This is a genomic window from Streptococcus sp. 45, from assembly GCF_900108865.1.
In the GTDB taxonomy this organism is placed as follows: domain Bacteria; phylum Bacillota; class Bacilli; order Lactobacillales; family Streptococcaceae; genus Streptococcus; species Streptococcus ruminicola.
Map to the genome: position 1 here is coordinate 11,135 of NZ_FNXZ01000004.1, position 25,141 is coordinate 36,275.

Consider the following 25,141-nt stretch of genomic DNA (forward strand, 5'->3'; position numbering starts at 1 on the left):
TTGCAAGTAAATCTTGCTTCTCTTGGTCGGATTGTTTGGATAAGTCCTATAACGATAAATGATGTCTTACAGTCAATGATTTGTAAGTCATGACAGTTAGAAAGTAGCTCAGCTATTTTCAAAAGTACAATAAAGAAAGGTAAAACTAGTGGTTGACGTAAATCGTTTTAAAAGTATGCAAATCACATTAGCCTCACCAAGTAAGGTCCGTTCATGGTCTTATGGTGAAGTTAAAAAACCTGAAACAATCAACTATCGTACGCTCAAACCAGAACGTGAAGGTCTTTTTGATGAAGTTATCTTCGGACCTACAAAAGACTGGGAATGTGCTTGTGGTAAATATAAACGTATTCGTTATAAAGGAATTGTTTGTGACCGCTGTGGTGTTGAAGTAACACGTGCTAAAGTTCGTCGTGAACGTATGGGTCACATCGAATTGAAAGCTCCAGTATCACACATTTGGTACTTCAAAGGTATTCCATCACGTATGGGACTTACTTTGGACATGAGCCCACGTGCACTTGAAGAAGTTATCTACTTCGCAGCTTACGTGGTTATCGATCCAAAAGATACTCCGCTTGAACCAAAATCACTTTTGACAGAACGCGAATACCGTGAAAAAATCCAAGAATATGGACAAGGTTCATTCGTAGCGAAAATGGGTGCGGAAGCTATCCAAGATCTTCTTAAACGCGTTGATTTGAAATCTGAAATCGCTGAACTTAAAGAAGAATTGAAAACAGCAACTGGTCAAAAACGTATCAAAGCTGTTCGTCGTTTGGATGTTCTTGATGCCTTCTACAAATCTGGTAACAAACCAGAATGGATGGTACTTAACATCTTGCCAGTTATTCCACCAGATCTTCGTCCAATGGTTCAATTGGATGGTGGACGTTTCGCTGCATCTGACTTGAACGACCTTTACCGTCGTGTTATCAATCGTAACAACCGTTTGGCTCGTTTGCTTGAATTGAATGCCCCTGGTATCATCGTACAAAACGAAAAACGTATGTTGCAAGAAGCTGTTGATGCACTTATCGATAACGGTCGTCGTGGTCGTCCAATTACAGGTCCTGGTAGCCGTCCTCTTAAATCTTTGAGCCACATGCTTAAAGGTAAACAAGGTCGTTTCCGTCAAAACTTGCTTGGTAAACGTGTTGACTTCTCTGGACGTTCAGTTATCGCCGTTGGTCCAACACTTAAAATGTATCAATGTGGTGTGCCACGTGAAATGGCTATCGAATTGTTCAAACCATTCGTAATGCGTGAAATCGTTGCTCGTGATTACGCTGGTAACGTTAAAGCTGCTAAACGTATGGTTGAACGTGGAGATGAACGTATTTGGGATATTCTTGAAGAAGTTATCAAAGAACACCCAGTACTTCTTAACCGCGCACCGACTCTTCACCGTTTGGGTATCCAAGCCTTTGAACCAGTCCTTATCGATGGTAAAGCACTTCGTCTTCACCCACTTGTTTGTGAAGCCTACAATGCCGACTTCGATGGTGACCAAATGGCCATCCACGTACCACTTTCTGAAGAAGCTCAAGCAGAAGCACGTCTTCTTATGCTTGCCGCAGAACACATCCTTAACCCTAAAGATGGTAAACCAGTCGTAACACCATCTCAAGATATGGTTCTTGGTAACTACTACCTAACTATGGAAGAACCAGGTCGTGAAGGTGAAGGAATGATCTTCAAAGACCGTGATGAAGCAGTTATGGCATACCGTAACGGTTATGTTCACTTGCACACACGTGTTGGTATCACAGTTGATAGCATGCCAAACAAACCATGGACTGATGAACAAAAACACAAAATCATGGTTACAACTGTTGGTAAGATCCTCTTTAACGACATCATGCCTGATGATCTACCTTACCTTCAAGAACCAAACAATGCTAACTTGACTGAAAAAACTCCAGATAAATACTTCTTGGCACCTGGTCAAGATATCCACACTGTTATTGACAGCTTGGACATCAACGTTCCATTCAAGAAGAAAAATCTTGGTAACATTATCGCGGAAATCTTTAAACGTTTCCGTACAACAGAAACATCAGCCTTCCTTGACCGCTTGAAAGACCTTGGTTACTACCATTCAACTCTTGCTGGTTTGACAGTGGGTATCGCCGATATCCCAGTTATCGATAACAAACAAGAAATTATCGATGCAGCCCACACGAAAGTTGAACAAATTAACAAAGCCTTCCGTCGTGGTTTGATGACTGATGATGACCGTTATGTTGCTGTTACAACAACATGGCGTGAAGCTAAAGAAGAACTTGAACAACGTCTGATTGAAACACAAGATCCTAAGAACCCTATCGTTATGATGATGGACTCAGGAGCTCGTGGTAACATCTCTAACTTCTCACAACTTGCCGGTATGCGTGGTTTGATGGCTGCTCCGAACGGACGTATCATGGAATTGCCTATCTTGTCTAACTTCCGTGAAGGTTTGTCTGTCTTGGAAATGTTCTTCTCAACTCACGGTGCTCGTAAAGGTATGACCGATACAGCCCTTAAGACTGCCGACTCTGGTTACCTTACTCGTCGTTTGGTTGACGTTGCCCAAGATGTTATCATTCGTGAAGACGATTGTGGAACTGACCGTGGTCTTGTCATCCGTGCTATCACTGATGGTAAAGAAGTTACAGAAACTCTTGAAGAACGTCTTGTTGGTCGTTACACTAAGAAATCTGTTAAACACCCTGAAACTGGCGAAGTTATCGTTGGTCCAGACGTATTGATTACTGAAGATATGGCAGCTGAAATTGTTAAAGCTGGTGTTGAAGAAGTAACAATCCGTTCAGTATTTACATGTAACACTCGTCATGGTGTATGTCGTCACTGTTATGGTGTCAACCTTGCTACAGGTGATGCGGTTGAAGTTGGTGAAGCAGTTGGTACAATTGCCGCTCAATCTATCGGTGAACCTGGTACACAGCTTACAATGCGTACCTTCCACACGGGTGGTGTTGCGTCAAATACCGATATCACACAAGGTCTTCCTCGTATCCAAGAAATCTTTGAAGCTCGTAACCCTAAAGGGGAAGCAGTTATCACTGAAGTTAAAGGTACTGTTGTTGACATCGAAGAAGATGCTTCTACACGTACTAAGAAAGTTTACGTTCAAGGTAAGACTGGTATGGGTGAATACGTGGTACCATTCACAGCTCGTATGAAAGTAGCTGTTGGTGACGAAGTTCACCGTGGTGCTCCACTTACTGAAGGTTCTATCCAACCTAAACGTCTCCTTGAAGTTCGTGATACATTATCAGTTGAAACTTACCTTCTTGCCGAAGTACAAAAAGTATACCGTAGCCAAGGGGTAGAAATCGGTGATAAACACGTCGAAGTAATGGTTCGTCAAATGCTTCGTAAAGTTCGTATCATGGATCCTGGTGATACAGATCTTCTTCCAGGTACACTTATGGATATCGCAGACTTCACAGATGCTAACAAAGATGTTGTTATCTCTGGTGGTATTCCTGCAACTGCACGTCCAGTACTTATGGGTATTACTAAAGCTTCGCTTGAAACTAACTCATTCTTGTCAGCTGCATCATTCCAAGAAACAACTCGTGTTCTTACAGATGCTGCTATCCGTGGTAAAAAAGATCACCTTCTTGGTCTTAAAGAAAATGTTATCATCGGTAAAATCATTCCAGCTGGTACAGGTATGGCACGTTACCGTAACCTTGAACCACAAGCTGTTAATGAACTTGAAACAAGTGAAGAAGCAGAAGTTGAAGCAACTGCAACAACAGACGCTGAATAATCTGATTTCACATTTGAGTTTAATAAATGAAAAGGCCTGAGTTTATCTCAGGCCTTTTTGTTGAGCTGTTTTAGATGATAATGGTTATAAATAAGCAAATATATTTTAAAATAGCTTTAATTCTTATATAATAAAGACCATAAGGAAGTGAAAAAATGTATCAAGTAATCAAAATGTTTGGGGACTGGGAACCCTGGTGGTTTTTGGATGATTGGCAGGATGATATCATCGAAGAACAAACTTTTGAATACTTTGAAGAAGCTGTGTCATTTTACAAATCAGAATGGCAATCGTTAAGAATGAACCTGCCGAGTTGTAAGTGCCATGATAATTTTCAAGCTGCTTTCTGGGATCAAACCGAAAAACGCTGGTGTGAAAATTGTGGTGATTATTTGCAGCAATATCATTCTCTTTTAATCTTAAAGGATGGGCAAGAATTGACTAAAGAGCATTTTGCTTATCATTTTAATGTTCGAAATGACGAACCAAGCCCCAGACCTCAAAGTTGTAAATTTAAACCTTAATCATGGAAGTTTTCCATGGTTTTTTTCTTTTTTTGAGATTTTTTTACGAATATAAAAGTGAGGAGGTCAACATGATTCAGGAAAAAGCAAAGCAGCTGATTAAGGATGCTGTTGAAAAGAATGCGCAAGATATTTACATTGTTCCTAAGAAGGAGCGCTATGAAATTTATCAACGTGTTGGTGATGAACGTCAGTTTATTCAGGAGCTTGCTAGTGATGAGATGACAAGTGTGATTAGTCACTTTAAATTTGTGGCTGGGATGAATGTTGGTGAGAAGCGTCGTAGTCAGCTAGGCTCTTGTGATTATGAATTTGCTGAGGGTGAAGAGATTTCGCTGCGTTTATCCACTGTTGGAGATTATCGCGGGCGTGAGAGCCTGGTCATTAGACTTCTTTATTCAGGACGTCATGATTTGCAATATTGGTTCGATGGGATGAAAAATATTCTAGAAGCGATTGATAGTCGAGGTCTTTATCTTTTTTCCGGGCCGGTAGGGAGTGGAAAGACCACTCTCATGTATCAATTGGTTCGTGAAAAGTTCCCCGATAAGCAAGTTATTACGATAGAAGACCCTGTTGAGATTAAGCAAGACAATATGTTGCAGCTGCAGCTTAATGATGAGATTGGCATGACTTATGATAATCTTATCAAGCTCTCGCTTCGTCATAGACCTGATATTTTGATTATTGGTGAGATTCGTGATAGTGAGACAGCGCGTGCGGTTATTAGAGCTAGTCTAACAGGTGTGCTCGTCTTTTCAACCATTCATGCGAAAAGTATTCCAGGTGTTTATGCTAGGTTACTGGAGTTGGGAGTTAGTAGACAAGAGCTTGAAAATAGTTTACGAGCGATCATTTATCAGCGATTAATTGGCGGTGGAGGTGTTGTGGATTTTGCCAAAGGAGATTTTGAACAGTATCCCCCAACAAGGTGGAATGAGCAAATTGAAAGCCTTGCTAGGGACGGACATATTAGCCTTGAGGAAGCAAAAATCGAAAAAATTGCCCTTTAAAAAACAGCAGAAGGTGATTCAATTATTTAACAATCTCTTTAACAGTGGCTTTAATTTAACAGAAATTGTTTCTTTTTTGAGACGAAGTCAATTGTTGGCAGAAGTTTATGTGGATAGTATGCAAGAATCTTTGCTAAGCGGGGCAAGTTTGGCAGATATGATGGCTAAATTAGGCTTTTCAGATACAATTGTCACTCAGATTGCTTTGGCAGATGTTCATGGAAATTGTCAGCAGAGTTTGTTAAAAATTGATGGCTACTTGGCCAGTATGTCAGTTGTTCGAAAGAAATTGATTGAAGTGGCGACTTATCCTTTGATTTTGCTCAGCTTTTTAATTCTGATTATGTTGGGCTTGAAAAATTATTTGCTGCCGCAGTTGGAAAATCAAAATTTTGCGACTCAGATTATCAGCCATTTTCCTATGATTTTTTTAGGTGGCTTTGCTCTTTTAGCTTTAGGAATTCTGCTTGGGGTTCTGTATGCCAAGCGCTTATCGCCAATTTATCTGTATAGTCAGTTGAGTCGTTTGCCAATTTTTGGGCGGTACGTGCGTCTTTATTTGACCGCCTATTATGCGCGTGAGTGGGGAAATCTTATCGGGCAAGGTATTGAGCTTATGGAGATTGTAGAGCTCATGCAGCGGCAAAAATCACGCCTTTTTCAGGAAATTGGAAAAGACATGCAGGAAGCTTTATTGTCAGGTCAATCTTTTCATCAGAAAGTGCTGGATTACCCTTTCTTTTTGCGTGAACTTAGCTTGATGATTGAGTACGGTGAAGTCAAATCAAAATTAGGGCGTGAACTGGATATTTACGCAGAGGAAACTTGGCAGAATTTCTTTAGTCAATTGACACAGGCAACGCAGCTGATTCAGCCTTTGGTCTTTGTCTTTGTTGCTTTAATCATCGTTTTAATTTATGTGGCAATGCTTTTGCCAATGTATCAAAATATGGGAGGAAATTTTTAATGAAAAAAATCTGGAAAAAACTACGTAAAAAGTCTGTGGAAGCTTTCACACTTGTGGAGATGTTGATTGTTTTGCTAATCATTGGTGTCTTAATGCTGTTATTTGTGCCAAACTTGAGCAATCAAAAGGATGTTGTGCATGAAAAAGGAGATGCTGCTGTTGTCAAAGTTGTCGACAGCCAGAAGGAACTTTACGAAGTCAAAACAGGTAAAGAAGCAACTATTAAAGATTTGGTGAAAGAAGGATTTATTTCACAGGAACAAGCTCAAACCTACAATGAAGCTAAAAAACAAAACCCTTAGAGCCTTTACCCTTATCGAAAGTTTATTGACCTTAGCAATTTCTTGTTTCATGGTCATCATGCTATCAGGTTCGGTCAATCATATTTTTCAATCGGTCGATGAAACTCTGTTCTTTCTTTCCTTTGAAAATCTTTATCGTGACACACAAAAATTGGCCAGTATTAAGCAGGAAAGTCAAACTTTGCAGATATCGCAAGATGCGATTTCAAATGGGATCACTAGTGTTAAGATTCCCAAAACTGTATCGGTTGACAAGAATTATCAGCTCGTTTTTGATAAAGATGGGGGCAATTCGTCTCTTACCAAGATACAGTTTCATACAGAAACCCAGGCAATCGATTATCAATTGTACATAGGAAGTGGTAACTATAAAAAAACAGAAACTAAAAGCTTATATACTCCTTGAGGGCTTGGTAGCTCTTGCTTTATTAGCAACGATTACCAGTCTGGTCTTAGGAGAAATGGACCGTAGTCGCACTCAAATGCAAGAGAGTTTGCATCAGCAAGAAGTACTTAATGTGGCGACCATGGCCGTTCAAACAGGACAAGATCATTTGGCCATTAATGGGGTTGAGGTGCGTATGGTTAAGCATGATAAGGAGATTTCCATTTATGATGGGAAAAACGAGGTGCTGCATGTCACGAAAAATTAGGTTAAGAGCCTTTACCCTTTTAGAAAGTTTGGTGGCTTTGCTGATTATTTCAGGTTCTATATTGGTTTATCAAGGATTGACCCAAAGCATTTCAAGCAATGTCCATTATTTATCGGCGAATCAAGAGGAGAAGTGGTTGCTGTTTTCTCAGCAGCTGCGTTCTGAGCTTGCTGGTTGTCAGTTGGATAAAGTTGCTGACAACAAACTCTATGTTAGTAAAGGTAATCAGCAATTGGCTTATGGCTTGTCTAAGGCTGATGATTTTCGAAAAACAAATGCCTCAGGTCAGGGGTATCAGCCCATGCTCTTTGGTGTGACGTCATCAAGCATTAGTCAGGATGGCAATAAGGTGATGATTAAATTGCAATTAGTCAGTGATATGGAGAGATGTTTTGTTTACACTTTTGAGACGACAAGTTAAAGCGGGAATTTTATTATATGCTTTGCTGATGGCAGCTATCTTTGCCCTGCTTTTGCAATTTTATTTGGGGCGCGTGGTTGCAAGTGAGCGTCAACATCAGGCACAATTAAAATCGGCTCAAGCTTACCTGATGGCAGAAATGAGTAAGAACTTGGCTGATGAAGAATCAGGACAATGCCAATTTGATAAAGGAACAGTGAGTTATCACTACAAAGACAAACTCTTAGTAGAGACCGTTACGTTAGATAGCAAAGAGGAGTTTCAATACACGTTTTATCTTCCTAAGAAAGAAAAACAAGCACTTGAAAAAGAAAGTCACTAGTGCTTTCTTTTCATTTTCAATATTTTTTGATATGATTAGTCTTGGAGGGGAAAATGAATTTTGAAAAAATCGAAACAGCTTATGGGCTGATTCTAGAAAATATACAGTTAATCGAAAATGAGTTGAAAACACACATTTACGATGCACTTATTGAACAAAACTCTTTTTATCTTGGTGCTGAAGGTGCCAATGAGACAGTAGCTGCCAATAATGAAAAACTACGCCAACTTGATTTAACTAAAGAAGAATGGCGTCGTGCTTTTCAGTTTATTTTCATTAAAGCTGCTCAAACAGAAGCACTTCAGGCAAACCACCAATTTACACCTGATGCTATTGGCTTTATCTTAATGTTCCTTATTGAGAATTTGACAGCCTCAAAAGAACTTGATATTTTAGAAATCGGTAGCGGAACAGGTAACCTTGCACAAACCTTGCTCAATAATTCATCTAAAGACTTGAATTACCTTGGAATTGAAGTTGATGATTTGTTGATTGACTTGTCAGCAAGTATTGCCGAAGTGATGGATTCTAAAGCTCAGTTCATTCAAGAAGATGCTGTGCGCCCACAGATTCTTAAGGAAAGTGATGTCATCATCAGTGACCTTCCAGTCGGCTTCTATCCGAATGATGAGATTGCAAAACGCTACAAAGTAGCAAGTAGTGATGAACACACTTATGCGCATCATTTGTTGATGGAACAATCTCTCAAATATCTCAAAAAAGATGGTATTGCTGTCTTTTTAGCACCGGTTAGTCTTTTGACAAGTAAACAAAGTGATTTGTTAAAGGCATGGTTGAAGGATTACGCTGATGTTATTGCGGTGATTACTTTACCAGAATCTATTTTCGGCAATGCGGCCAACGCTAAGTCAATTTTTGTCTTGAAGAAACAGGCTGAACATACTCCAGAAACATTTGTTTACCCGCTTGCTGACTTGCAAAGTCGCGAAGCTTTAACAGATTTTATTGAGAAATTTAAAAAATGGAATGTTGAAAATATGATTTTTTAAAATAGTTGTGCTAAAATAGAGATATATTATGAAAGCGCTTTAGAGGTAAATTTATGGCGAAAACTATTTCTATTAATGCAGGAAGCTCAAGTCTCAAGTGGCAATTGTACAAAATGCCTGAAGAGGAAGTTATTGCAAAAGGTTTGATTGAACGTATCGGCCTTGCAAACAGTGTTTCTACAGTGAAATTTAATGGTCAGAAGTATTCGGAAACGAAAGACATTCCAGACCATACAGCTGCTGTAAAAATCCTTCTTGATGACTTGATTTCGATGGACATTATTGCTAGTTATGATGAAATAACTGGTGTTGGTCACCGCGTGGTGGCTGGGGGTGATTATTTCAAAGAATCGGCCCTGGTAACAGATAAGGTGATTCAACAGGTTGAAGAATTGTCAATGCTAGCACCGCTTCATAATCCTGGAGCAGCTCTTGGGATTAAAGCGTTTAAAGAAATATTGCCTGATATTACGAGCGTTGTTGTTTTTGATACTGCCTTCCATATGACAATGCCTGAAGTAGCTTACCGTTATCCTATTGCTAATCGTTATTACACTGATTATAAGATTCGTAAATATGGAGCACACGGTACAAGTCATCAGTACGTTGCCCAAGAGGCAGCTAAGGTTTTAGGCAAACCTTTAGAAGACTTGAAATTGATTACTTGTCATATTGGTAATGGAGTCTCTATTACAGCCATTAAAGGTGGTAAATCTGTTGATACTTCAATGGGATTAACTCCACTTGGTGGTACAATGATGGGAACACGTTCAGGAAGTATTGATCCAGGTGTCATTACTTATCTTCTAGAATGTGAGCCAGCGATGGCTGATCCTAAAAAAATTCGTACCATCTTGAATCGTGATTCAGGTTTACTCGGTATTTCGGAAAAATCAAGTGACATGCGTGATATTTTAGCAGGAAAAGCAGAAGGTGATGGAAAATGCCAACTTGCTTATGATATGTATGTTGATCGCTTGAGAAAATATATTGGACAATACTTCGCCGTTTTAAACGGTGCGGATGCTATTGTCTTCACCGCTGGTATCGGTGAAAATTCTAGTGATGTTCGTGCGGATGTCATTTCTGGAATGACTTGGTTTGGTGTCGATGTTGACCCAGCTAAGAATGTTTCAGGTGCTTATGGTGTGATTTCAACAGATCAAGCTCGCGTGAAAGCAGTTGTTATTCCAACGGATGAAGAACTCGTAATTGCGCGTGATGTTGAACGTTTCAAACACCCTACTAATTAGTTATCAAAATATTATGATAAGACCAGAAAAGCTGACCTACGGGTCAGCTTTTTTGATGTTTTTATAAAAATGTAAAATAAACTTGACACAAAATGTAAAGTGTACTATACTTTAAATGTAAAGTTAACTTTACTAATGAGAACTCATTGGAGGGATAAATGGAAACAAGAATTCAAGAACTCCGAAAAGCAAATAAAGTTAGCCAAGCTGAGCTTGCTGAGGCACTTGGAGTTACCAGACAAACCATTATTTCCTTAGAAAAAGGACGCTATAATGCTTCTTTAGAATTAGCGCATAAAATTGCCAAATATTTTGGTATGACAATTGAGGAAATCTTTATTTTTGATGAAGCGTAAAGAGGAGATGTAGAAATGGAAAAGATTAGAGCTATAGTTGATAGGCAAGAAAGTAGAAAAGAAACTGGAATGTTCTTGTTATTTTTAGGAGAAAGTTTATTTGTTTTTAGCTACTTCATGAAGATGAGCGATTTTCTTCATGGTATGGGGCTTGGTATGAGTATGATATTAAATTTACTTGCAGTGATTTTTCTATCAACAAAGGGAGAGGAGTAAATGATGTTATTAAAAGCTGTTGCTAGCTGGAATCGTAAGAAGAGTTTGGAAGAGTATCGCCGATATTTACTAAGACTTTCCTACTTTATCTTAGCTTTGGCTGGCCTTAGTTTGGTGTTAGCTAGTTTGATAAGAGACAATGATTTTGCATCAGGATTAATGCTTGGTGGTGGCAGTGCTGGTCTTATTTTTGCTATTTACTATTGGCTGCTTTCTCGTCAGCCAAAACGTTTAAAAGCTGCTTACATTGCTCTTTATGATGAACGTAATCAGTATATTTTGCGAGTGACTGCTGTATCAACTTTGATTTTTATGTTTCTTGTAAATGTGATGTTGATTGCTTTGTATGCCTTCCTGGGCATTGCCTTTTCTTATGTTATTTTATTGATGATTTGGTTGTATTGTTTGCTTTTAGGATTTTTAGGCTTACGAATTATTTTTTCAAAGATTTTATAATGGGGGGAGATTCTTATGAAAAAATTGGTATCATTTTTTAAATATTTGGGGTTAGCGGTAGGTGTGATTTTCTTGGAACAATTGCCTATTGCTTTTCTAAGAAAAAATCAGCCTTTTTGGCAAACTTTTATGTTGATCCTAGCTTTTTTAGTGGTGACTTTAGTAACGATTTTGATTGCTAAGCGTTTAGGCTTTTTAAATCATGCTAGTCAGTTGTTGACGGGAGATGCTTGGAAGAGTATTTTTATGGGATTTTTGGTCATGGTTCCTGTGAGAATGCTTGGAGGCATTACTTTAGTTTTGGAGCATGGTACAAAGGCAAATACGCTGAATCAATCAGTTATCGAAAATCTTGGCATGTCACCAGCTTTGCTTTTTGTGATGACAGTTGTGGCAGCTCCGATTGTTGAAGAATTTGTTTTTCGTGGATTGATTGTCAAACAAGCCTTCCAATTTTCGAAACTTGGTGTTTTTGTCAGCAGTTTTCTTTTTGGAGCACTTCATATGCCGACAGATTTGGGCAGTTGGATTCTTTATGGTGGTATGGGATTAGTGTTAGCGATGATTTATCGAAAAACACAAAAACTAGAGTTTTCTATTGCTGTTCACGCTCTGAATAATTTTCTAGGCGTCCTTAGCATGATTTTATAAAAAAAGCGACTGAATTCAGTCGCTTTTTTTGGTGTATTACAAGGCTTTTGCTTTTGCGATTGTCGCATCAATACTTGAAACGACGCTTGCAGTTAAGCCAGTTTTTTCAAGGTCGAGAAGACCAGCGATAGTTGTTCCACCAGGACTTGAAATTTTATCAATCAAATCGTGTGGACTGTCAGAGCCTTGAAGAAGATTCTCAGCACTAGCAAGGACTGTTTGTGTCACGATGTCTAGTGATTTTTCCTTTGGAATACCGTATTTAACGCCAGCTTTGGCAAGTGCCTCGATAAAGAGGTAAATGTAAGCTGGACTTGATCCAGCAAGGGCTGTAAAGGTATCAAAATCTTTTTCAGGGATATCAAAGGTTGAACCAAAACTGTCAGTGATTTCTTTGGCAGTTGCTAGAAGTTCAGCAGAGACTTTGTCATTTGTACAAATAGCAGTCGTACTTTTCAAGATTTGTGCATTAAGGTTTGGCATAATGCGGATTAAGGGAAGGTTTGGATCTGTCAATTTGCCAAGGCGTTCAAGAGTGACACCAGCTGCCATTGAAAGAATGGGTTGGTGGAAGTGAAGTCCAGCAAGGACAGGTTCAAACATTTGTGGCTTGATGCCAAGGACAACCAAATCAGATTGGTCGATGAGTTCTTGGTGTGAAAGAGCTGCTTCAACTTCAAGTTGCTCTGCAATTTCGCGTGAGCGAGGAAGTGAAGAACCTGAAATGATGATATCGTGTGATGTTGCATTAAGTCCATTGATAATGGCAGTTGCCATTTTTCCGACTCCGATAAATCCGATTTTCATAGTAAGACAAAGGGGAAAGTACAAGAGAAATGTTTAATGACCTGAGTCCCCTAGCTCCTTTCTAGTATTTTTTGATGAGGTCAACAGTTGAGCGGTCTAGTTTTTTAACGATAGCTTGAATGAAGGCTTGGGCTTGCAAGAAGTCATCCATAGCATAAAGGCTTTGATGTGAGTGAATGTAACGCGCACAAACACCGATAGTTGTTGATGGGATACCACCATTTTTAAGGTGAGCAGCACCAGCGTCTGTACCACCTTTAGCAGCGTAGTATTGGTATTTGATACCAGCTTCTTCAGCAGTTGTGAGCAAGAAGTCACGCATATCTTTTAGCATTACGTGTCCTGGGTCGTAGAAACGGAAAAGTGTTCCATCACCAATTTTACCTTGGTTACCATAGATGTCTCCGGCTGGTGAACAGTCAACAGCAAAGAAAAGTTCTGGTTGGAATTTTGTAGCAGAAACATGCGCTCCGCGAAGACCAACTTCTTCTTGGACGTTAGCACCAGCGATAAGGGTATTATCAAGTTTTTGACCTTTAAGGCTTTCAAGTAATTCTGTTACCATAAGCACACCAAAGCGGTTGTCCCAAGCTTTAGAGATAACATTTTTTTGGTTTGCTGTGAGGATAGTTTCAGATTTTGGAACAATGATATCACCTGGAAGGATACCAAATGCTTCGGCTTCAGCTTTGTCTGTAAATCCTGCATCAAAAATGATGTCATCGATTTTTGGAAGAGAAGCAGAGCCATTTGCCCCGCGAAGGAAATGTGGTGGGACTGAGCCAGAAACAACTGGAATGGCAGAACCATCACGTGTGTAAAGAGTGAAACGTTGTGAGCTTAGAACTAGTGGATTCCAGCCACCGATGCCAACAGCACGCATTGTTCCATCAGCTTTGATGTCGCTGACCATGAAACCAACTTCGTCCATGTGTGCAGCCACCATGATGCGAGGGGCGTTTTCAGCGGCAGAATTTTTGATACCAAAAATACCACCAAGACCATCAGTTTGCACGTCATCAACAAGTGGAGTGATTTTTGAGCGAAGATAGTCACGAACACTGTGTTCGTATCCTGCGATACCATCAAGTTCAGTGACTTCTTTTATTTTTGAAAATAAATCTGACATAAAAACCTCGATTCTATGGTTTCTATTTTACCACGTTTTCTGACAATTTTTAGATTGAAATAACATTAAATATTTGGACCTTGGTATTATGTGCTGAAATATGCTAAAATAAAGCGTATGAGAAACAAAAAAAGAAGCTTACTGTCACGTTTTGGCCTTGTGGGAGTCGGCGGTATCATTGTTTTGGGAACAATCCTGAAAAAACAACGCGAAGAAAAGCGACAAGAACAGATTAAAAAAGCCATTCGTGATTATTTTAGTCAATTTGGTAGCATTTCGGTGCTCTATATGAATGCTTATGAATCTGATAAGGAGAGAACGACTGGAGGCCTTGTTTTTGAGGATGGTCGAACTTTCCAATTTGTTTACCAAAACGGTGAGATTAGCTACGAGGAGGAGAAAAATGATTAGTCCAAAATCTTATGAAGAAATGGCTAGCTATTTAGAAACTGATGGCAAAGTAGTCTTCTTTTTTACGGCAAATTGGTGCCCAGACTGCCAGTTTATTTACCCAGTCATGCCTGAAATTGAAGCAGAAAATCCAGAATTTACTTTTGTTCGTGTTGACCGCGATGATTTCATGGAAGTAGCCCAACGCTGGAATATTTTGGGTATTCCAAGTTTTGTAGTGACTGAGAATGGCAAAGAAATTGGTCGTTTAGTTAATAAATTAAGAAAAACCAAAGCAGAAATTAACAGCTTTTTAGCTGGATTGAAATAGGAGAGAAAATGATTTTTACGTACAACAAAGAACACGTCGGTGATGTCCTTATGGTGATTGTCAAAGATAGCAAAGGTGCTAAACTTGACTACGAACGCAAAGGCAATGTCTCACGTGTTTTCCTTGAAAAAAATGGTGAAACAGTTGCTTGGAATATTTTTGAAGTATCAAGTCTAATTGCAATTGACGGTGTTGGACAAGTGACTTTGTCTGATGAAGATGTTGCTAAGCTTAACGATGAATTGACAAAAGAAGGCTTTAGCGAACAATTGGAAAATGACCCTTCACCAAAATTTGTTGTTGGTCAAATCAAAGAAATGGTTGCTCACCCAGATAGTGACCACTTGAACATTTGCCAAGTGCAAATCTCAGATGACAAAACTGTTCAAATCGTTGCAGGTGCGCCAAATGCTGCGGTTGGTTTGAAAACAATCGTTGCTCTTCCAGGAGCTATGATGCCAAACGGAAGCCTTATCTTCCCAGGTGCCCTTCGTGGTGAAAAGAGCTTTGGTATGATGTGCTCACCTCGTGAATTAGCTCTTCCAAATGCTCCACAAAAACGTGGTATCATTGAACTTGATGACACAGCTGTTGTCGGTGAAGCCTTTAATCCAGAAAAACACTGGAAAGGATAACATAATAAAAAACGAGTTAGAATAATCTAGCTCGTTTTAGTTTTTTCGTAAAGTAAGGTGTTGTAGAAAAGCGATGTCTTTATAGGGCTTTTGATTAGCGACAGCTAATTCCATTTTTGTTAAACGTTCTAGCCAACCATCCTCAGTTTTGAATTCATTTGGCTGAAGGGCATAAAATGTTCGCAGACCTTGGTAATTTTCAAGAGCCAAGTTAGTTTTGTTGGTAAGCTCTTCAATACTGTAAGTTTCCCCACGTCCGAATGATGAACTATTGTAACTGTCTTTCCCATCTAAGAGATAAAATGCATCTTCAATATTATTGTTAAAAATGACTTGATGTAAGACTTTTCCAGTAAGATTGTGCTTAATTAAGGAAAGCTCACCATGTGGTTTTAAGAGGCGTTCAAATTCATTAAGGTATTTTTGATGTTGAGATTTGTCGATGTATTCAAAGACATTGTGGCAAATGATGACATCAAAGGATTGTTCTGGTAAGTTTTTAAGAATTTCTAAACTGCCATTAATTTTAGTGAATGTCTGTGTATCGTCGGCAAAAAGCATATCGGCATTTGGTTCAACGGCAGTAACGGTATTATTTTGTGATAAATATTCTGAGGTTGTTCCAAAACCAGCACCAAAATCAAGGATTTGTTTATCTTTGATGTGGTTGAGTTGTGCAAAAATCAAACGGTACATGATTTTTCCCCAAGGCTGATTCAGCATTTCTTTGTAGGCATTGATGTTGACTGTCATAAAATCTCCTAGCTTGTAAAATATATTTTATTTTAACAGAATATTTTGAAAAATTCTTTTTTAAAGTGGATTACCAAATTTTTTTCGAATAATAAGATAGGAGGTAATGATGTACAATAAAGTTATTATGATTGGGCGTTTGACGGCACAACCTGAGCTTGTGACAACGCCAAATGAGAAATCTGTTACACGTGTAACACTTGCCGTTAATCGACGCTTTAAATCACAAAATGGTGAACGTGAGGCTGACTTCATTTCACTGGTGGTTTGGGGACGTTTGGCAGAGACTCTTGTGTCTTACGCTGGTAAAGGAAGTTTGATTTCGGTTGATGGTGAACTTCGAACACGTAAGTATGAAAAAGATGGTCACACCAATTATGTGACAGAAGTGCTCTGCCATTCTTTCCAACTATTAGAAAGCCGTGCTCAACGTGCCATGCGAGAAAATAATGTGGCTAATGATTTGGCTGACCTTGTGTTGGAAGAGGAAGAATTACCCTTTTAATAGTGATGAAGTCCGTGTGTTTGCTCGGACTTTTTTATCAGAATAATGAAAGGAATGTTAGATTTTCTGGATATTATCGTCTTGTCAACTTTTTTTACTGAAATAATGAAAAAAACTCTTGGAAAGCCCTTTCAAAAATGCTATACTGGAGAAAATGTGTGGAGAAAGAGCAATGTTTAAAATTATTTTTAGTGATATTGATGGGACGCTCATCAATGACGCTTTAGAAGTTACTTATAAAACGCGTCAAGCTTTGAGAGATGCTGTCAATTCAGGCGTTTTATTTGTGCCAGTATCGGCGCGCATGCCTGAAGCAATCAAGCCAATCATCAAAGATTTTTTGCCTGAAGTACCAATGATTTCTTACAATGGTGCTTTTATTCAGGATGAATGTGGACAAGTGATTGATAGTTGTCCAATGAGCCCGCAGGCGGCGCAGGCTATTTGTCAGTACTTGGAAAAAGAAGTGGCAGATGTGGCTTGGAATGTTTACAGCGGTGAAAAATGGTTGTCGCAAAACCGCTTGAACAAATGGATTTCTCGTGAGGAACGTGTTGTTGGTCTGGTCTCACAAGAAGCAGACTTGGAGGCAATCGGTCATTTACCAGAAGTTCACAAATTGCTTTTAATGGGTGAGCCTGAGCGTATGCAAGTGCTGGAAGACAAGCTAAAAGAACTCTATCCAGGCTTATCAATCGCAAGATCTTTACCTTATTACATTGAAGTTATGGCAAGTGGCATCCAAAAAGGGCGTGCAGTCAGCCTATTAGCCAAACACTACGGTGTTGAGATGTCAGAGACCTTAGCTTTCGGTGATAATTTTAATGATTTGGATATGCTAGAAGCGGCTGGTGAAGCTTATGTCATGGCAAATGCTCCGCAAGAAGTTAAAGAGCGTATTGGTCATGTCACTGCCAACCACAATCATGACGGCATTGCTTTAATTCTAGAAAAATTTAAACTTGCTAGATAAAATGGATTCCTCTTTTTTCACGACTTTTCGCAATTCTCGCACCTAGTGTGGGAATTTTTTTAAATGACTTTTGCCACTTAGATTATTGAGATTTGTCACCTTGAGGAGATGACAAATGTCTGATGATAACGTTTTCTTTGTCTGGTATCCTTATCTTGTTGAATGTTTGAGACAGGAGGAAAAAAGGAATTATGAACAAAGAACATGAGACGAAGTGTGTGAATTGGTACATGCACAAAAGTGGGAAAAAATGGGTTTATGGTTGCAGTCTTTTAGTCTGTGGTCTTCTTTTGGGAGGTGTGACTGGTCTTGCTAAAGCTGATGAAGTGACTGTCCCAAACACTCAAACTGAAGTTGTCGCGAGTAGCCCTGAAGAGTCAGAAACTGACAATTCAAGTCAACCTTTAGAAGCTATGCCAGAAAACACTGTAAATCAAGGTGCTAAAGATACAAATCTAGCGCCTGAAGAAAATACAGTAGAGCCAGCTGACTCTCTTGCTCAACAAGAGTCATCAGATAATGCTCTAACAGAAGCTACTGATACACCGTCAGCTGAGACAACAGCGCCAGCAAGTAGCGACCAAACTCAGCAAGTAGCGACATCAGACTTAGCTACAGCTAACCAAGCTAATTCAAAAGCTGCTAAAAAACTTGTCGCTACCAATCTAACCCAACCCCCTCAAAGTGCTTATCACACCAATCTTCAAGGCTTAAGCTATGATGCCACTGTTTGGCAAGAAGGGGAAAATGGTCTTTACAGCAACGCCATCGGTAAAGGAGATAATTTCCTTTACTCAGATTCGACAGGGAAAAATTTTGTTTATCAGACAGACGTTACTTTCTTGCAAAATAGCGGAGCAGCTTCACTTGTTTTTCGTTCAAATAATGACGCAGCCAATTTCAAAGGCTATGTTGTCAATCTAGATGGCAACTCTCACAAGGTCAAATTCATGCGCTGGGGCGAAGCAAACTTGATTGATGAAAAAGAAATTGCAGCAAGCCCTGATAACAAATACGCTCTTAAAGTTGTCGCTTTGAATGGCAAAATTTCCTACTATGTCAACGGTATTCTTGTCGCAAATCTAGGAGATTACACGCTCCAACGTGATGACAGAGGTCAAACGACTTACATCCCTGATGGTCATTTTGGTTTGCTCAATTGGAATGGTGAGATGGTCTTTCAAAATACCTTCTACCGTGAATTAACTGATGAAGAGTTGCCAATTATTGATGATGTTACGGTGACTTCAAAAAATGGTCCTGTTGAAGCCAAAGGTCAATTCTTCCCAGAAGAAGCAGCTTATATTCAATACGTGTCAAACGATGCCTCGACTGTTGATTTGAGTTTTGTGGGTCATAATCCACAAGCTACCATTACGGTAACAGATGCTAATGGCAATGTTTATGCAAATGCTAGCGACATTCCAGTAGCAGTCGGAGTGAATTACCTCACTGTGACAAGTAGTTACACGACAGCAGATGGCTATACAGCGACAGCAACTTATCGTATCAATGTTCACCGTCGTCAACCAGCTTCGGTTTACTATAATGAAAATTTCCGCGACCAATATCATTATTCTGTCAAAGATGGCTGGGCAAATGACCCAAATGGTATGGTTTACTATGACGGTGTTTACCACATGTTCTATCAATTTTACGATGATACCAAATGGGGGCCAATGCACTGGGCACATGCGACAAGTACTGATTTGATTCATTGGACGGACCAACCGATTGCCTTTTACCCAGACTATAATGGAACCATGTTTTCAGGATGTATCGTAACTGATAGTAATAATACTAGTGGTTTATTTGACACTGATAAGGGTGGTTTAGTTGCCTTTATCACAGCAGATGGTGAAGGACAACGTATTAAACTTGCTTACAGTAAAGATGCTGGTAAGACTTGGCAAAAGGTAGATAAAGTTGTGGCTGACTGGGCAAATGATCCTTTGCAAAATCGTGATTTCCGCGATCCAAAGGTCTTTCGTTGGGAAGATAAGTGGTTCATGGTAGTGGCTGGTGGACCGCTCCGCATTTATTCATCAGATAATTTGCTTGATTGGTCAGTGGAATCAACTTATCCAGACATCCATACAGAATGTCCAGATCTTTATCCTATCCAAACAGAAGACGGAGCTGTCAAATGGGTACTTTCTCGTGGTGGCCGTTATTATAAAGTCGGTGATTTACAACAAGTTGGTGGACATTGGACATATACGCCTGATGAAACTTATAAGACGACAGATGGCATCATGAACTTTGGTAAAGATTCTTACGCTGCTCAAACTTACTTTACACAAGATTTTGGTACAAGTGCACACCCAACTATTCCAAAAATTGTTGAAGTGAATTGGATGAATACTTGGGAAGATTATGCTTTGCTTGTTGCTGATCATCTTGGCCAAAAATTTAATGGTACTTTCAACCTTAATTTGACGCTGGGTCTTGTCAAAGACGGCGACAAATACGTTCTCACTCAAACGCCGATTAAAGCTTATGAAAGTTTGCGTGATACAGAACATAAAGTTGAATACAAAGATGTAACGGTTGGCAGTGATAATAATCTCTTTAAGGACTTTTCTGGTGATACTTATGAAATTGTTGCTCACTTTAAACCAAGTGCAGGTACAACAAAAGTTGGTTTTAACCTTCGTGTCGGACCAGGTGAAGTAACTAAGGTTTATTATGATTTGCAGACGGGTAAAATCGTCATTGACCGCAGCCAGTCAGGAATTATCATTTCAGACAAGTTCAAAGAAATTGATAGTCAAGCGGTGACACGAAATGCTGACGGAAGTATCGACCTTCACCTCTTTGTTGACCGCGCTAGCGTTGAAGTCTTCACCAAAGGTGATACGGTAATTGGTGCGAACCAACTTTTCCCATCATCAACTAGTCTTGGTCTTTCTGTCCTTGTTGAAGGAGATGCAGCTACAGCTGATATTACTCTTTACCCATTGAAGAGCATTTGGCATGATAGTAATGCTGCCTGTGATGCTCCAAGTTCTGGTGATACAGGTAGTAATGCTGTTGCATCAGCACAATCAAGCGTGACTGGTCTCGTCAACGCTGTTAAAGAAGCAGTTGGTCTGGGACAAACTGTTTCGGCAGATACTGTGATAAAGACAAGCACAGCTCAATTACCACAAACGGGTGAAAAAGACAGTCACTTAGCTGGTCTAGGAATCTTATCACTGCTTGCTGCTGTAGGAGCTTTTGCAAGTAAATGCTTTAAGAAAAAAGAATTGTAAATTTAAGTAGGGAGTAAAACGGGAGGACGTTAAGTTCTCCCGTTTTATTGTTTGTTCTATGGAGGTAAATTGTCTATACATTTTAAACGTGTTATAATAAAACTACGTTTGAGTGTTGTTATTTTGTTAAGTAAAAGGTATAAGATGAAAAATCGAAAAATTTTAGGTATTGTGGTAAGCGCTTTTATAGCACTTTTTGCGATGCTTGGTATTTATTTCCATTATAAATTAGTGCCTTATAATGCTAATCGGGTCAAAATCGGGGCAACCTACATGACCATGAATAATGATTTTTATAAGGTTTTAAATAATGAAATTGATAAAATCGTTGAAGAAAAAAATGATATTCTCTACACCAGAGACCCAGCCTTGAATGTTGATAAGCAAGCGCAGCAGATTGAATCTTTTATTCAAAAAAAGGTTAATGTCATTATCATCAATCCCGTTGACGCTAATAGCAGTCGCTTAATCAAGGCATTGAAAAAAGCTAAAAAAGCAGGTATTAAAGTTGTGGTTGTGGACAGTCAGTTGTCTGATAATTCTTCTGTTGATACGACTATTGTCTCTGATAATTATCAAGCAGGTGTTTTGTGTGCTCAAAATTTGATGCAATCGCAAAGTAGCGCTAAAATCCTGCTACTTGAGCACCGTAGTGCGGTCTCAGCGGTAGATCGTATCAATGGTTTTTTAGATACGATTAAGGGACATGATGCCTATCAAGTGGTAGACCGTAAGGATTGTTTGGGTCAGACAGAACTCTCAATGCCGCAAGTTGAATCAGTGATTAATTCGGCGGAATCTTTTGATACGGTGATGGCACTTAATGACCAAGTGGCTATTGGTGCCCTAGCGGCGATTGAAAATATGGGCTTGACGGATACGGTGAAAATTTACGGTGTCGATGGTTCGCCAGATATGAAAACTCTTTTGGCAACAACATCATCAATTCAGGCAACCGTAGCTCAATCACCGATAACGATTGGCGAAAAGGCTATTCAAGCAGGTTATCAGCTGGACAAAGGAAAAAAAGTGGCTAAAGAGATTGTCATCCCAGTCAAATTTATGACTAGTGAGACGGTTTCTAATACAGATATCACGGGGTGGCAATGATGAAAGCTTTGAAGAATGTTGAATTGGCCAAACGTGCTTTGGTTGCCATTAATTTTTTAGCAGTGCTTTTTTATAGTACGGTTTATTTGTCAGCGACAAAATATATCATCGAAAATGGTTTTAGTCGGTCGTTGTTGGAAAAAATCAATATTATCCCAAGTTCACCTGAGCTGATTTTTTGGCTGTCTAATTTATTTTTCTTAGGACTGTTGGCTGTGATTTATATGCGTAATCGTGCTTTTGAAAAGCAAACTAGGGCACGTGATTGGTTTGCAGTTTTAGAAGTGATTTTACTTTTTGCTACCTTTTTTGCTCTGCAATTGTCTTATAATGGCTTGATTTTGATGGTTTTCATGGATATTTTCTTTTCTTACACGGATTTTTACACTTTTCGTGAAAAGAAATCATGGCTGCTTTTCATTTTAGCTAGTTTTGGGGCGCTTTTGCTATCGAATTATGATGTCTTGTCGCTTTTGGTGCGGACACCAGATTTAGATGTTTACATTAATTTCTTCCCAGCTAGTACACGCTTGATGGTTCTTTTTATTAAGAATTGCTTGGTATCGCTAAATATGATTGTCTTTATCATTTCTTTGATGATTTATATCATTTATTCGGTAACGGAAAATCATAAGATTGAAGAAGAGTTGTTAATGGCTTCGCAGGCTAACACGCGTTTGAAAGAATATGTTGCGGTGTCTGAAAAGATTACTGAGGACCGTGAACGTAGACGTATTGCGCGTGAAATTCATGACACCATAGGGCATGCTTTAACAGGTATTTCAGCAGGGATTGATGCTGTGACGGTTTTGATTGACCTTGATCCTGAGCATGCTAAGAAGCAATTAAAGAGTGTGTCAAACGTTGTTCGTGAGGGAATTGTCGACGTTAGACGCTCCCTTAACAAGATGCGCCCAGGCGCTCTAGAGAATCGTACCTTAAAAGATGCTCTTGAAAAAATGCTCGATGAATACCAGGAATTATCTCATTTGCAGATTGATTTGAATTACCATTGGGATAATGTCGACTTTGATAAAACTAAAGAAGACGTGATTTTCCGTGTGATTCAGGAATCTGTGACTAATTCTTTGCGTCATGGGCGAGCAACAAAGATTAAGATTAGCATGCTTAATCAAGAGGATTACGTTTTGTTGATTAAGGATAACGGGATAGGTAGTGAGAAAATCACTTACGGCTTTGGATTGACACAAATGACAGAACGTTTGGCCATTATTGGTGGTCAGGTCGCTTTTTCAGGTAAAGATGGTTTTGCGACGACCATTCATATCCCCAAAATAAAAGGAGAAGAAGAATGATACGAGTACTTATTGCAGACGACCAAGAATTAATACGAGAATCCTTGAAAATCGTCTTGTCTGCTTATCCTGATATAGAAGTTGTTGGTGCAGTAAGCGATGGGACAGAAGTCTTGGAAGTCTTACCAACTGCCAAACCAGACGTGATTTTAATGGATATTCGTATGCCCAAAATGGATGGTGTGGTCTGCACCAAAGCTGTGAAAGCTCATTTTCCAAATGTTAAAGTCATTATTTTGACGACATTTGACGACGATGATTTCATTTACAGTGCCTTAAAATATGGTGCCAGTGGTTATCTGCTAAAGGGAACATCGATGGATGAGTTGCATGATGCGGTCGTGACCGTTAATGACGGTCGTGCCATGTTGAATCCAGATATCGCGACAAAGGTATTCAAACTTTTTTCGCAAATGGCACAGTCAAATTATGCTATTCAAGTTGATGACAGCTTGACGCAAGATATCAATAAAATGGAGTGGCGTATTATTCAGCAGATTGGGTTCGGACTATCCAATAAAGAAATCGCTGCTAAGTTGTATTTGTCAGAAGGAACGGTCAGAAATTATCTGTCTAATATTCTCTCAAAATTGAACTTGCGTGACCGCACACAGTTAGCTATTTGGGCAGTTCAGACTGGAGTTACCTTAAAATCTTTTGAGGATGATGACCATGACTAAGCTAAAAAAATATCGTTTTTTGCTTGTTTTACTGCTTGCCCTTTGTGTGGGGCTTGGTGGCTATGCTTATTATCGTATGCAGCAAAAAACAGTCCTCAAAATTGGTGTCTATGCTGGTAGTAGCTGGGATGTGCCAAACGGGAATGATTATAAAGTCATTGATAGCGCGATTAAGCGTTTTGAAAAATTGCATACTAACGTTAAAGTGGTTTATGAAAGTGGGATTTCAAAGTCAGATTATTCGACTTGGTTGACCGACCAGATTGTCGCGGGTACACAGCCTGATGTTTTCATTGTGCCAGAAGATGACTTTAACCTTTTATCTTCAACAGGTGCACTGGCAAATCTGGATAGTAATATCAGCACGAGTTTTTACGATTCGATTTTTTACCAATCTTCTTATCAAGCTGGTGAGTACAACCACACACACTACGCTTTGCCATTTGAAAGCAATCCAACCATGATGTGTATTAACATTGATTTGCTGAAAAAAGAAGGCATCCAGATTCCAAAATCAGGTTGGACAGTGGATGATTTTTATAAGATTTGTAAACAAGTCACCAAGGATACTGATGGTGATGGGGCGATTGACCAGTATGGCTGCGCAGGTTATGATTGGCAGCAAGCAGTCGCAGCTTATGGTGGAAAGTTGTTTAATGCGACGGGAACGAAGGCTTACTTTGATAGTGACAAGGTTAAAAAAGCATTGTCTTTGATTACGCAATTAAAAGCTTTAAATGGGAATTATGATGTGACCAGTAAAGACTTTGACGAAGGAAAGGTTGCTTTTCTGCCTATGTCTTTAGCCACTTACCGTACCTACAAACCTTATCCTTATCATGTAGCCAAGTATTCTACTTTTTCTTGGTCTTGTGTCACCATGCCTGCTAGCAAAAAGGGGGTGGATGCAACTCAAGTGTCAACATCGCTTTATGCCATTTCTTCGAAAACAAGACACCGCGCAGCAGCTTGGGAATTTTTAAAACTCCTCTGCACGGATAAAGAAACCCAGCAGTCTGTTTTTGATTATTCACAGGGAAGTTCTGTTTTGAAGTCAGTCATGCAAAGTAAGGCTTCTAAGGAAAAATTAAAAGAAGAAGGCTTTGGACCAGATTCTTTGACCGTATCGACTCTAGACTCTATGTTAAGTCAGGGAATTACCAAACCAACGTTTAAAACTTATAACAGTGTGATTGGGCAAGCTGATTATCTCATTAGCAAAGCCATTGCTGAAAATAGTGTTGAGACGGATTTGTTTTCAATTCAAAAAAGGATTGAGGACAATTTGAATAATAAATAAAGAGAACCAAGCGTGTGCTTGGTTTTTTTG

General features: G+C 39.3%; 27 protein-coding genes and 2 pseudogenes. 26 read left to right on the plus strand and 3 right to left on the minus strand.

The window, feature by feature from the left end:
- The first annotated feature begins 148 nt into the window (after positions 1-148).
- The 15 genes from rpoC (at position 149) to BMX18_RS07180 (ending at position 11,928) form a co-directional block, all read left to right on the plus strand.
- Positions 149-3,784, plus strand: coding sequence for a DNA-directed RNA polymerase subunit beta' (rpoC, locus tag BMX18_RS07110; RefSeq protein WP_074561128.1), 3,636 nt, complete (start codon positions 149-151; stop codon positions 3,782-3,784).
- Between the two features lie 155 nt (positions 3,785-3,939).
- Positions 3,940-4,308 carry a DUF1033 family protein gene (locus BMX18_RS07115; protein WP_074561129.1) on the plus strand — a complete coding sequence of 123 codons (369 nt, stop codon included), beginning with the start codon at positions 3,940-3,942 and terminating at the stop codon, positions 4,306-4,308.
- Between the two features lie 71 nt (positions 4,309-4,379).
- Entirely contained in the window at positions 4,380-5,321 is a 942-nt protein-coding gene (gene comGA / locus BMX18_RS07120) for a competence type IV pilus ATPase ComGA (RefSeq protein ID WP_093815806.1), read from the plus strand.
- Complete coding sequence (gene comGB / locus BMX18_RS07125) at positions 5,245-6,288, plus strand: competence type IV pilus assembly protein ComGB (RefSeq protein WP_174235044.1); 1,044 nt, start codon at positions 5,245-5,247, stop codon at positions 6,286-6,288. Before comGA ends, comGB begins: the two co-directional genes overlap by 77 nt.
- On the plus strand, positions 6,288-6,590 hold the full coding sequence (comGC, locus tag BMX18_RS07130) for a competence type IV pilus major pilin ComGC (protein ID WP_093815808.1): 303 nt from the start codon (positions 6,288-6,290) through the stop codon (positions 6,588-6,590). The genes comGB and comGC overlap by 1 nt, the downstream gene beginning before the upstream one ends.
- The gene (gene comGD / locus BMX18_RS07135) at positions 6,565-6,996 is read left to right on the plus strand and encodes a competence type IV pilus minor pilin ComGD (RefSeq protein WP_093815810.1); all 432 of its coding nucleotides are present in this window, start codon (positions 6,565-6,567) and stop codon (positions 6,994-6,996) included. The genes comGC and comGD overlap by 26 nt, the downstream gene beginning before the upstream one ends.
- The gene (comGE, locus tag BMX18_RS07140) at positions 6,950-7,243 is read left to right on the plus strand and encodes a competence type IV pilus minor pilin ComGE (protein WP_093815812.1); all 294 of its coding nucleotides are present in this window, start codon (positions 6,950-6,952) and stop codon (positions 7,241-7,243) included. The genes comGD and comGE overlap by 47 nt, the downstream gene beginning before the upstream one ends.
- Entirely contained in the window at positions 7,227-7,664 is a 438-nt protein-coding gene (gene comGF, locus BMX18_RS07145) for a competence type IV pilus minor pilin ComGF (protein ID WP_093815814.1), read from the plus strand. Before comGE ends, comGF begins: the two co-directional genes overlap by 17 nt.
- Entirely contained in the window at positions 7,636-7,986 is a 351-nt protein-coding gene (comGG, locus tag BMX18_RS07150; RefSeq protein ID WP_093815816.1) for a competence type IV pilus minor pilin ComGG, read from the plus strand. The genes comGF and comGG overlap by 29 nt, the downstream gene beginning before the upstream one ends.
- Positions 7,987-8,039: 53 nt before the next feature.
- Complete coding sequence (locus BMX18_RS07155; protein ID WP_093815818.1) at positions 8,040-8,996, plus strand: class I SAM-dependent methyltransferase; 957 nt, start codon at positions 8,040-8,042, stop codon at positions 8,994-8,996.
- 53 nt (positions 8,997-9,049) lie between these two features.
- On the plus strand, positions 9,050-10,249 hold the full coding sequence (locus tag BMX18_RS07160; protein ID WP_093815820.1) for an acetate kinase: 1,200 nt from the start codon (positions 9,050-9,052) through the stop codon (positions 10,247-10,249).
- Positions 10,250-10,407: 158 nt separating this feature from the next.
- Positions 10,408-10,605: a helix-turn-helix transcriptional regulator gene (locus BMX18_RS07165; protein ID WP_074561137.1), complete on the plus strand. Its 198-nt coding sequence runs from the start codon at positions 10,408-10,410 to the stop codon at positions 10,603-10,605.
- 15 nt (positions 10,606-10,620) lie between these two features.
- Complete coding sequence (locus BMX18_RS07170) at positions 10,621-10,821, plus strand: hypothetical protein (RefSeq protein ID WP_093815822.1); 201 nt, start codon at positions 10,621-10,623, stop codon at positions 10,819-10,821.
- Positions 10,822-11,277, plus strand: coding sequence for an ABC transporter permease (locus BMX18_RS07175; RefSeq protein WP_234787223.1), 456 nt, complete (start codon positions 10,822-10,824; stop codon positions 11,275-11,277).
- 15 nt (positions 11,278-11,292) lie between these two features.
- Positions 11,293-11,928 carry a CPBP family intramembrane glutamic endopeptidase gene (locus tag BMX18_RS07180; RefSeq protein WP_093815824.1) on the plus strand — a complete coding sequence of 212 codons (636 nt, stop codon included), beginning with the start codon at positions 11,293-11,295 and terminating at the stop codon, positions 11,926-11,928.
- Positions 11,929-11,964: 36 nt separating this feature from the next.
- Here BMX18_RS07180 and proC read toward each other — a convergent pair whose 3' ends face one another.
- Both proC and pepA read right to left on the minus strand, forming a co-directional pair.
- Complete coding sequence (gene proC / locus BMX18_RS07185; RefSeq protein WP_039697503.1) at positions 11,965-12,735, minus strand: pyrroline-5-carboxylate reductase; 771 nt, start codon at positions 12,733-12,735, stop codon at positions 11,965-11,967.
- Positions 12,736-12,796: 61 nt separating this feature from the next.
- Positions 12,797-13,864 (minus strand): glutamyl aminopeptidase, encoded by a 1,068-nt coding sequence (gene pepA, locus BMX18_RS07190; RefSeq protein WP_093815826.1) that lies wholly within the window; start codon positions 13,862-13,864, stop codon positions 12,797-12,799.
- 117 nt (positions 13,865-13,981) lie between these two features.
- On the opposite strand from pepA, the gene BMX18_RS07195 reads away from it, so the two are divergent.
- Genes BMX18_RS07195 through ytpR form a run of 3 tightly spaced genes read left to right on the plus strand, consistent with a single transcriptional unit; the run spans position 13,982 to position 15,220 of the window.
- Positions 13,982-14,275: a DUF4651 domain-containing protein gene (locus BMX18_RS07195; protein WP_074482745.1), complete on the plus strand. Its 294-nt coding sequence runs from the start codon at positions 13,982-13,984 to the stop codon at positions 14,273-14,275.
- Complete coding sequence (locus tag BMX18_RS07200; RefSeq protein ID WP_093815828.1) at positions 14,268-14,585, plus strand: thioredoxin family protein; 318 nt, start codon at positions 14,268-14,270, stop codon at positions 14,583-14,585. Before BMX18_RS07195 ends, BMX18_RS07200 begins: the two co-directional genes overlap by 8 nt.
- A gap of 8 nt (positions 14,586-14,593) precedes the next feature.
- The gene (ytpR, locus tag BMX18_RS07205; RefSeq protein WP_093815830.1) at positions 14,594-15,220 is read left to right on the plus strand and encodes a YtpR family tRNA-binding protein; all 627 of its coding nucleotides are present in this window, start codon (positions 14,594-14,596) and stop codon (positions 15,218-15,220) included.
- Positions 15,221-15,256: 36 nt separating this feature from the next.
- Here ytpR and BMX18_RS07210 read toward each other — a convergent pair whose 3' ends face one another.
- The gene (locus BMX18_RS07210) at positions 15,257-15,973 is read right to left on the minus strand and encodes a class I SAM-dependent methyltransferase (RefSeq protein WP_093815832.1); all 717 of its coding nucleotides are present in this window, start codon (positions 15,971-15,973) and stop codon (positions 15,257-15,259) included.
- Between the two features lie 109 nt (positions 15,974-16,082).
- On the opposite strand from BMX18_RS07210, the gene BMX18_RS07215 reads away from it, so the two are divergent.
- The 8 genes and pseudogenes from BMX18_RS07215 (at position 16,083) to BMX18_RS07245 (ending at position 25,111) form a co-directional block, all read left to right on the plus strand.
- Positions 16,083-16,478, plus strand: a complete 396-nt coding sequence (locus tag BMX18_RS07215) for a single-stranded DNA-binding protein (protein WP_074965275.1) — start codon at positions 16,083-16,085, stop codon at positions 16,476-16,478.
- A 172-nt stretch (positions 16,479-16,650) separates the two neighbouring features.
- On the plus strand, positions 16,651-17,451 hold the full coding sequence (locus BMX18_RS07220; RefSeq protein ID WP_093815834.1) for a Cof-type HAD-IIB family hydrolase: 801 nt from the start codon (positions 16,651-16,653) through the stop codon (positions 17,449-17,451).
- Positions 17,452-17,642: 191 nt separating this feature from the next.
- A pseudogene (locus BMX18_RS07225) lies at positions 17,643-20,432 on the plus strand (GH32 C-terminal domain-containing protein); the annotation flags it as partial.
- A 171-nt stretch (positions 20,433-20,603) separates the two neighbouring features.
- Positions 20,604-20,705 (plus strand): annotated as a pseudogene (locus BMX18_RS09505) (LPXTG cell wall anchor domain-containing protein); the annotation flags it as partial.
- Positions 20,706-20,849: 144 nt separating this feature from the next.
- A complete protein-coding gene (locus BMX18_RS07230) occupies positions 20,850-21,815 on the plus strand; it encodes a sugar ABC transporter substrate-binding protein (protein ID WP_074561142.1) in 966 nt (321 codons plus the stop codon).
- Positions 21,806-23,131, plus strand: a complete 1,326-nt coding sequence (locus tag BMX18_RS07235; RefSeq protein WP_180366645.1) for a sensor histidine kinase — start codon at positions 21,806-21,808, stop codon at positions 23,129-23,131. Before BMX18_RS07230 ends, BMX18_RS07235 begins: the two co-directional genes overlap by 10 nt.
- A complete protein-coding gene (locus BMX18_RS07240; RefSeq protein ID WP_074561144.1) occupies positions 23,128-23,811 on the plus strand; it encodes a response regulator transcription factor in 684 nt (227 codons plus the stop codon). Before BMX18_RS07235 ends, BMX18_RS07240 begins: the two co-directional genes overlap by 4 nt.
- Positions 23,798-25,111: an ABC transporter substrate-binding protein gene (locus BMX18_RS07245; RefSeq protein ID WP_180366646.1), complete on the plus strand. Its 1,314-nt coding sequence runs from the start codon at positions 23,798-23,800 to the stop codon at positions 25,109-25,111. The genes BMX18_RS07240 and BMX18_RS07245 overlap by 14 nt, the downstream gene beginning before the upstream one ends.
- The last annotated feature ends 30 nt before the right edge of the window (positions 25,112-25,141 follow it).

Excerpts from the sequence above, each read along its gene's own strand:
- BMX18_RS07215 (WP_074965275.1), top strand. The coding sequence starts at position 16,083 with ATGTACAATAAAGTTATTATGATTGGGCGTTTGACGGCACAACCTGAG.
- BMX18_RS07195 (WP_074482745.1), top strand. The coding sequence starts at position 13,982 with ATGAGAAACAAAAAAAGAAGCTTACTGTCACGTTTTGGCCTTGTGGGA.
- BMX18_RS07230 (WP_074561142.1), top strand. The coding sequence starts at position 20,850 with ATGAAAAATCGAAAAATTTTAGGTATTGTGGTAAGCGCTTTTATAGCA.
- BMX18_RS07245 (WP_180366646.1), top strand. The coding sequence starts at position 23,798 with ATGACCATGACTAAGCTAAAAAAATATCGTTTTTTGCTTGTTTTACTG.
- proC (WP_039697503.1), bottom strand. The coding sequence starts at position 12,735 with ATGAAAATCGGATTTATCGGAGTCGGAAAAATGGCAACTGCCATTATC.
- pepA (WP_093815826.1), bottom strand. The coding sequence starts at position 13,864 with ATGTCAGATTTATTTTCAAAAATAAAAGAAGTCACTGAACTTGATGGT.
- BMX18_RS07175 (WP_234787223.1), top strand. The coding sequence starts at position 10,822 with ATGATGTTATTAAAAGCTGTTGCTAGCTGGAATCGTAAGAAGAGTTTG.
- comGF (WP_093815814.1), top strand. The coding sequence starts at position 7,227 with ATGTCACGAAAAATTAGGTTAAGAGCCTTTACCCTTTTAGAAAGTTTG.
- ytpR (WP_093815830.1), top strand. The coding sequence starts at position 14,594 with ATGATTTTTACGTACAACAAAGAACACGTCGGTGATGTCCTTATGGTG.
- BMX18_RS07220 (WP_093815834.1), top strand. The coding sequence starts at position 16,651 with ATGTTTAAAATTATTTTTAGTGATATTGATGGGACGCTCATCAATGAC.
- BMX18_RS07160 (WP_093815820.1), top strand. The coding sequence starts at position 9,050 with ATGGCGAAAACTATTTCTATTAATGCAGGAAGCTCAAGTCTCAAGTGG.
- BMX18_RS07155 (WP_093815818.1), top strand. The coding sequence starts at position 8,040 with ATGAATTTTGAAAAAATCGAAACAGCTTATGGGCTGATTCTAGAAAAT.
- comGA (WP_093815806.1), top strand. The coding sequence starts at position 4,380 with ATGATTCAGGAAAAAGCAAAGCAGCTGATTAAGGATGCTGTTGAAAAG.
- comGC (WP_093815808.1), top strand. The coding sequence starts at position 6,288 with ATGAAAAAAATCTGGAAAAAACTACGTAAAAAGTCTGTGGAAGCTTTC.
- BMX18_RS07180 (WP_093815824.1), top strand. The coding sequence starts at position 11,293 with ATGAAAAAATTGGTATCATTTTTTAAATATTTGGGGTTAGCGGTAGGT.
- BMX18_RS07170 (WP_093815822.1), top strand. The coding sequence starts at position 10,621 with ATGGAAAAGATTAGAGCTATAGTTGATAGGCAAGAAAGTAGAAAAGAA.
- BMX18_RS07240 (WP_074561144.1), top strand. The coding sequence starts at position 23,128 with ATGATACGAGTACTTATTGCAGACGACCAAGAATTAATACGAGAATCC.
- BMX18_RS07165 (WP_074561137.1), top strand. The coding sequence starts at position 10,408 with ATGGAAACAAGAATTCAAGAACTCCGAAAAGCAAATAAAGTTAGCCAA.
- comGD (WP_093815810.1), top strand. The coding sequence starts at position 6,565 with ATGAAGCTAAAAAACAAAACCCTTAGAGCCTTTACCCTTATCGAAAGT.
- BMX18_RS07210 (WP_093815832.1), bottom strand. The coding sequence starts at position 15,973 with ATGACAGTCAACATCAATGCCTACAAAGAAATGCTGAATCAGCCTTGG.
- BMX18_RS07200 (WP_093815828.1), top strand. The coding sequence starts at position 14,268 with ATGATTAGTCCAAAATCTTATGAAGAAATGGCTAGCTATTTAGAAACT.
- BMX18_RS07115 (WP_074561129.1), top strand. The coding sequence starts at position 3,940 with ATGTATCAAGTAATCAAAATGTTTGGGGACTGGGAACCCTGGTGGTTT.
- comGB (WP_174235044.1), top strand. The coding sequence starts at position 5,245 with ATGAGCAAATTGAAAGCCTTGCTAGGGACGGACATATTAGCCTTGAGG.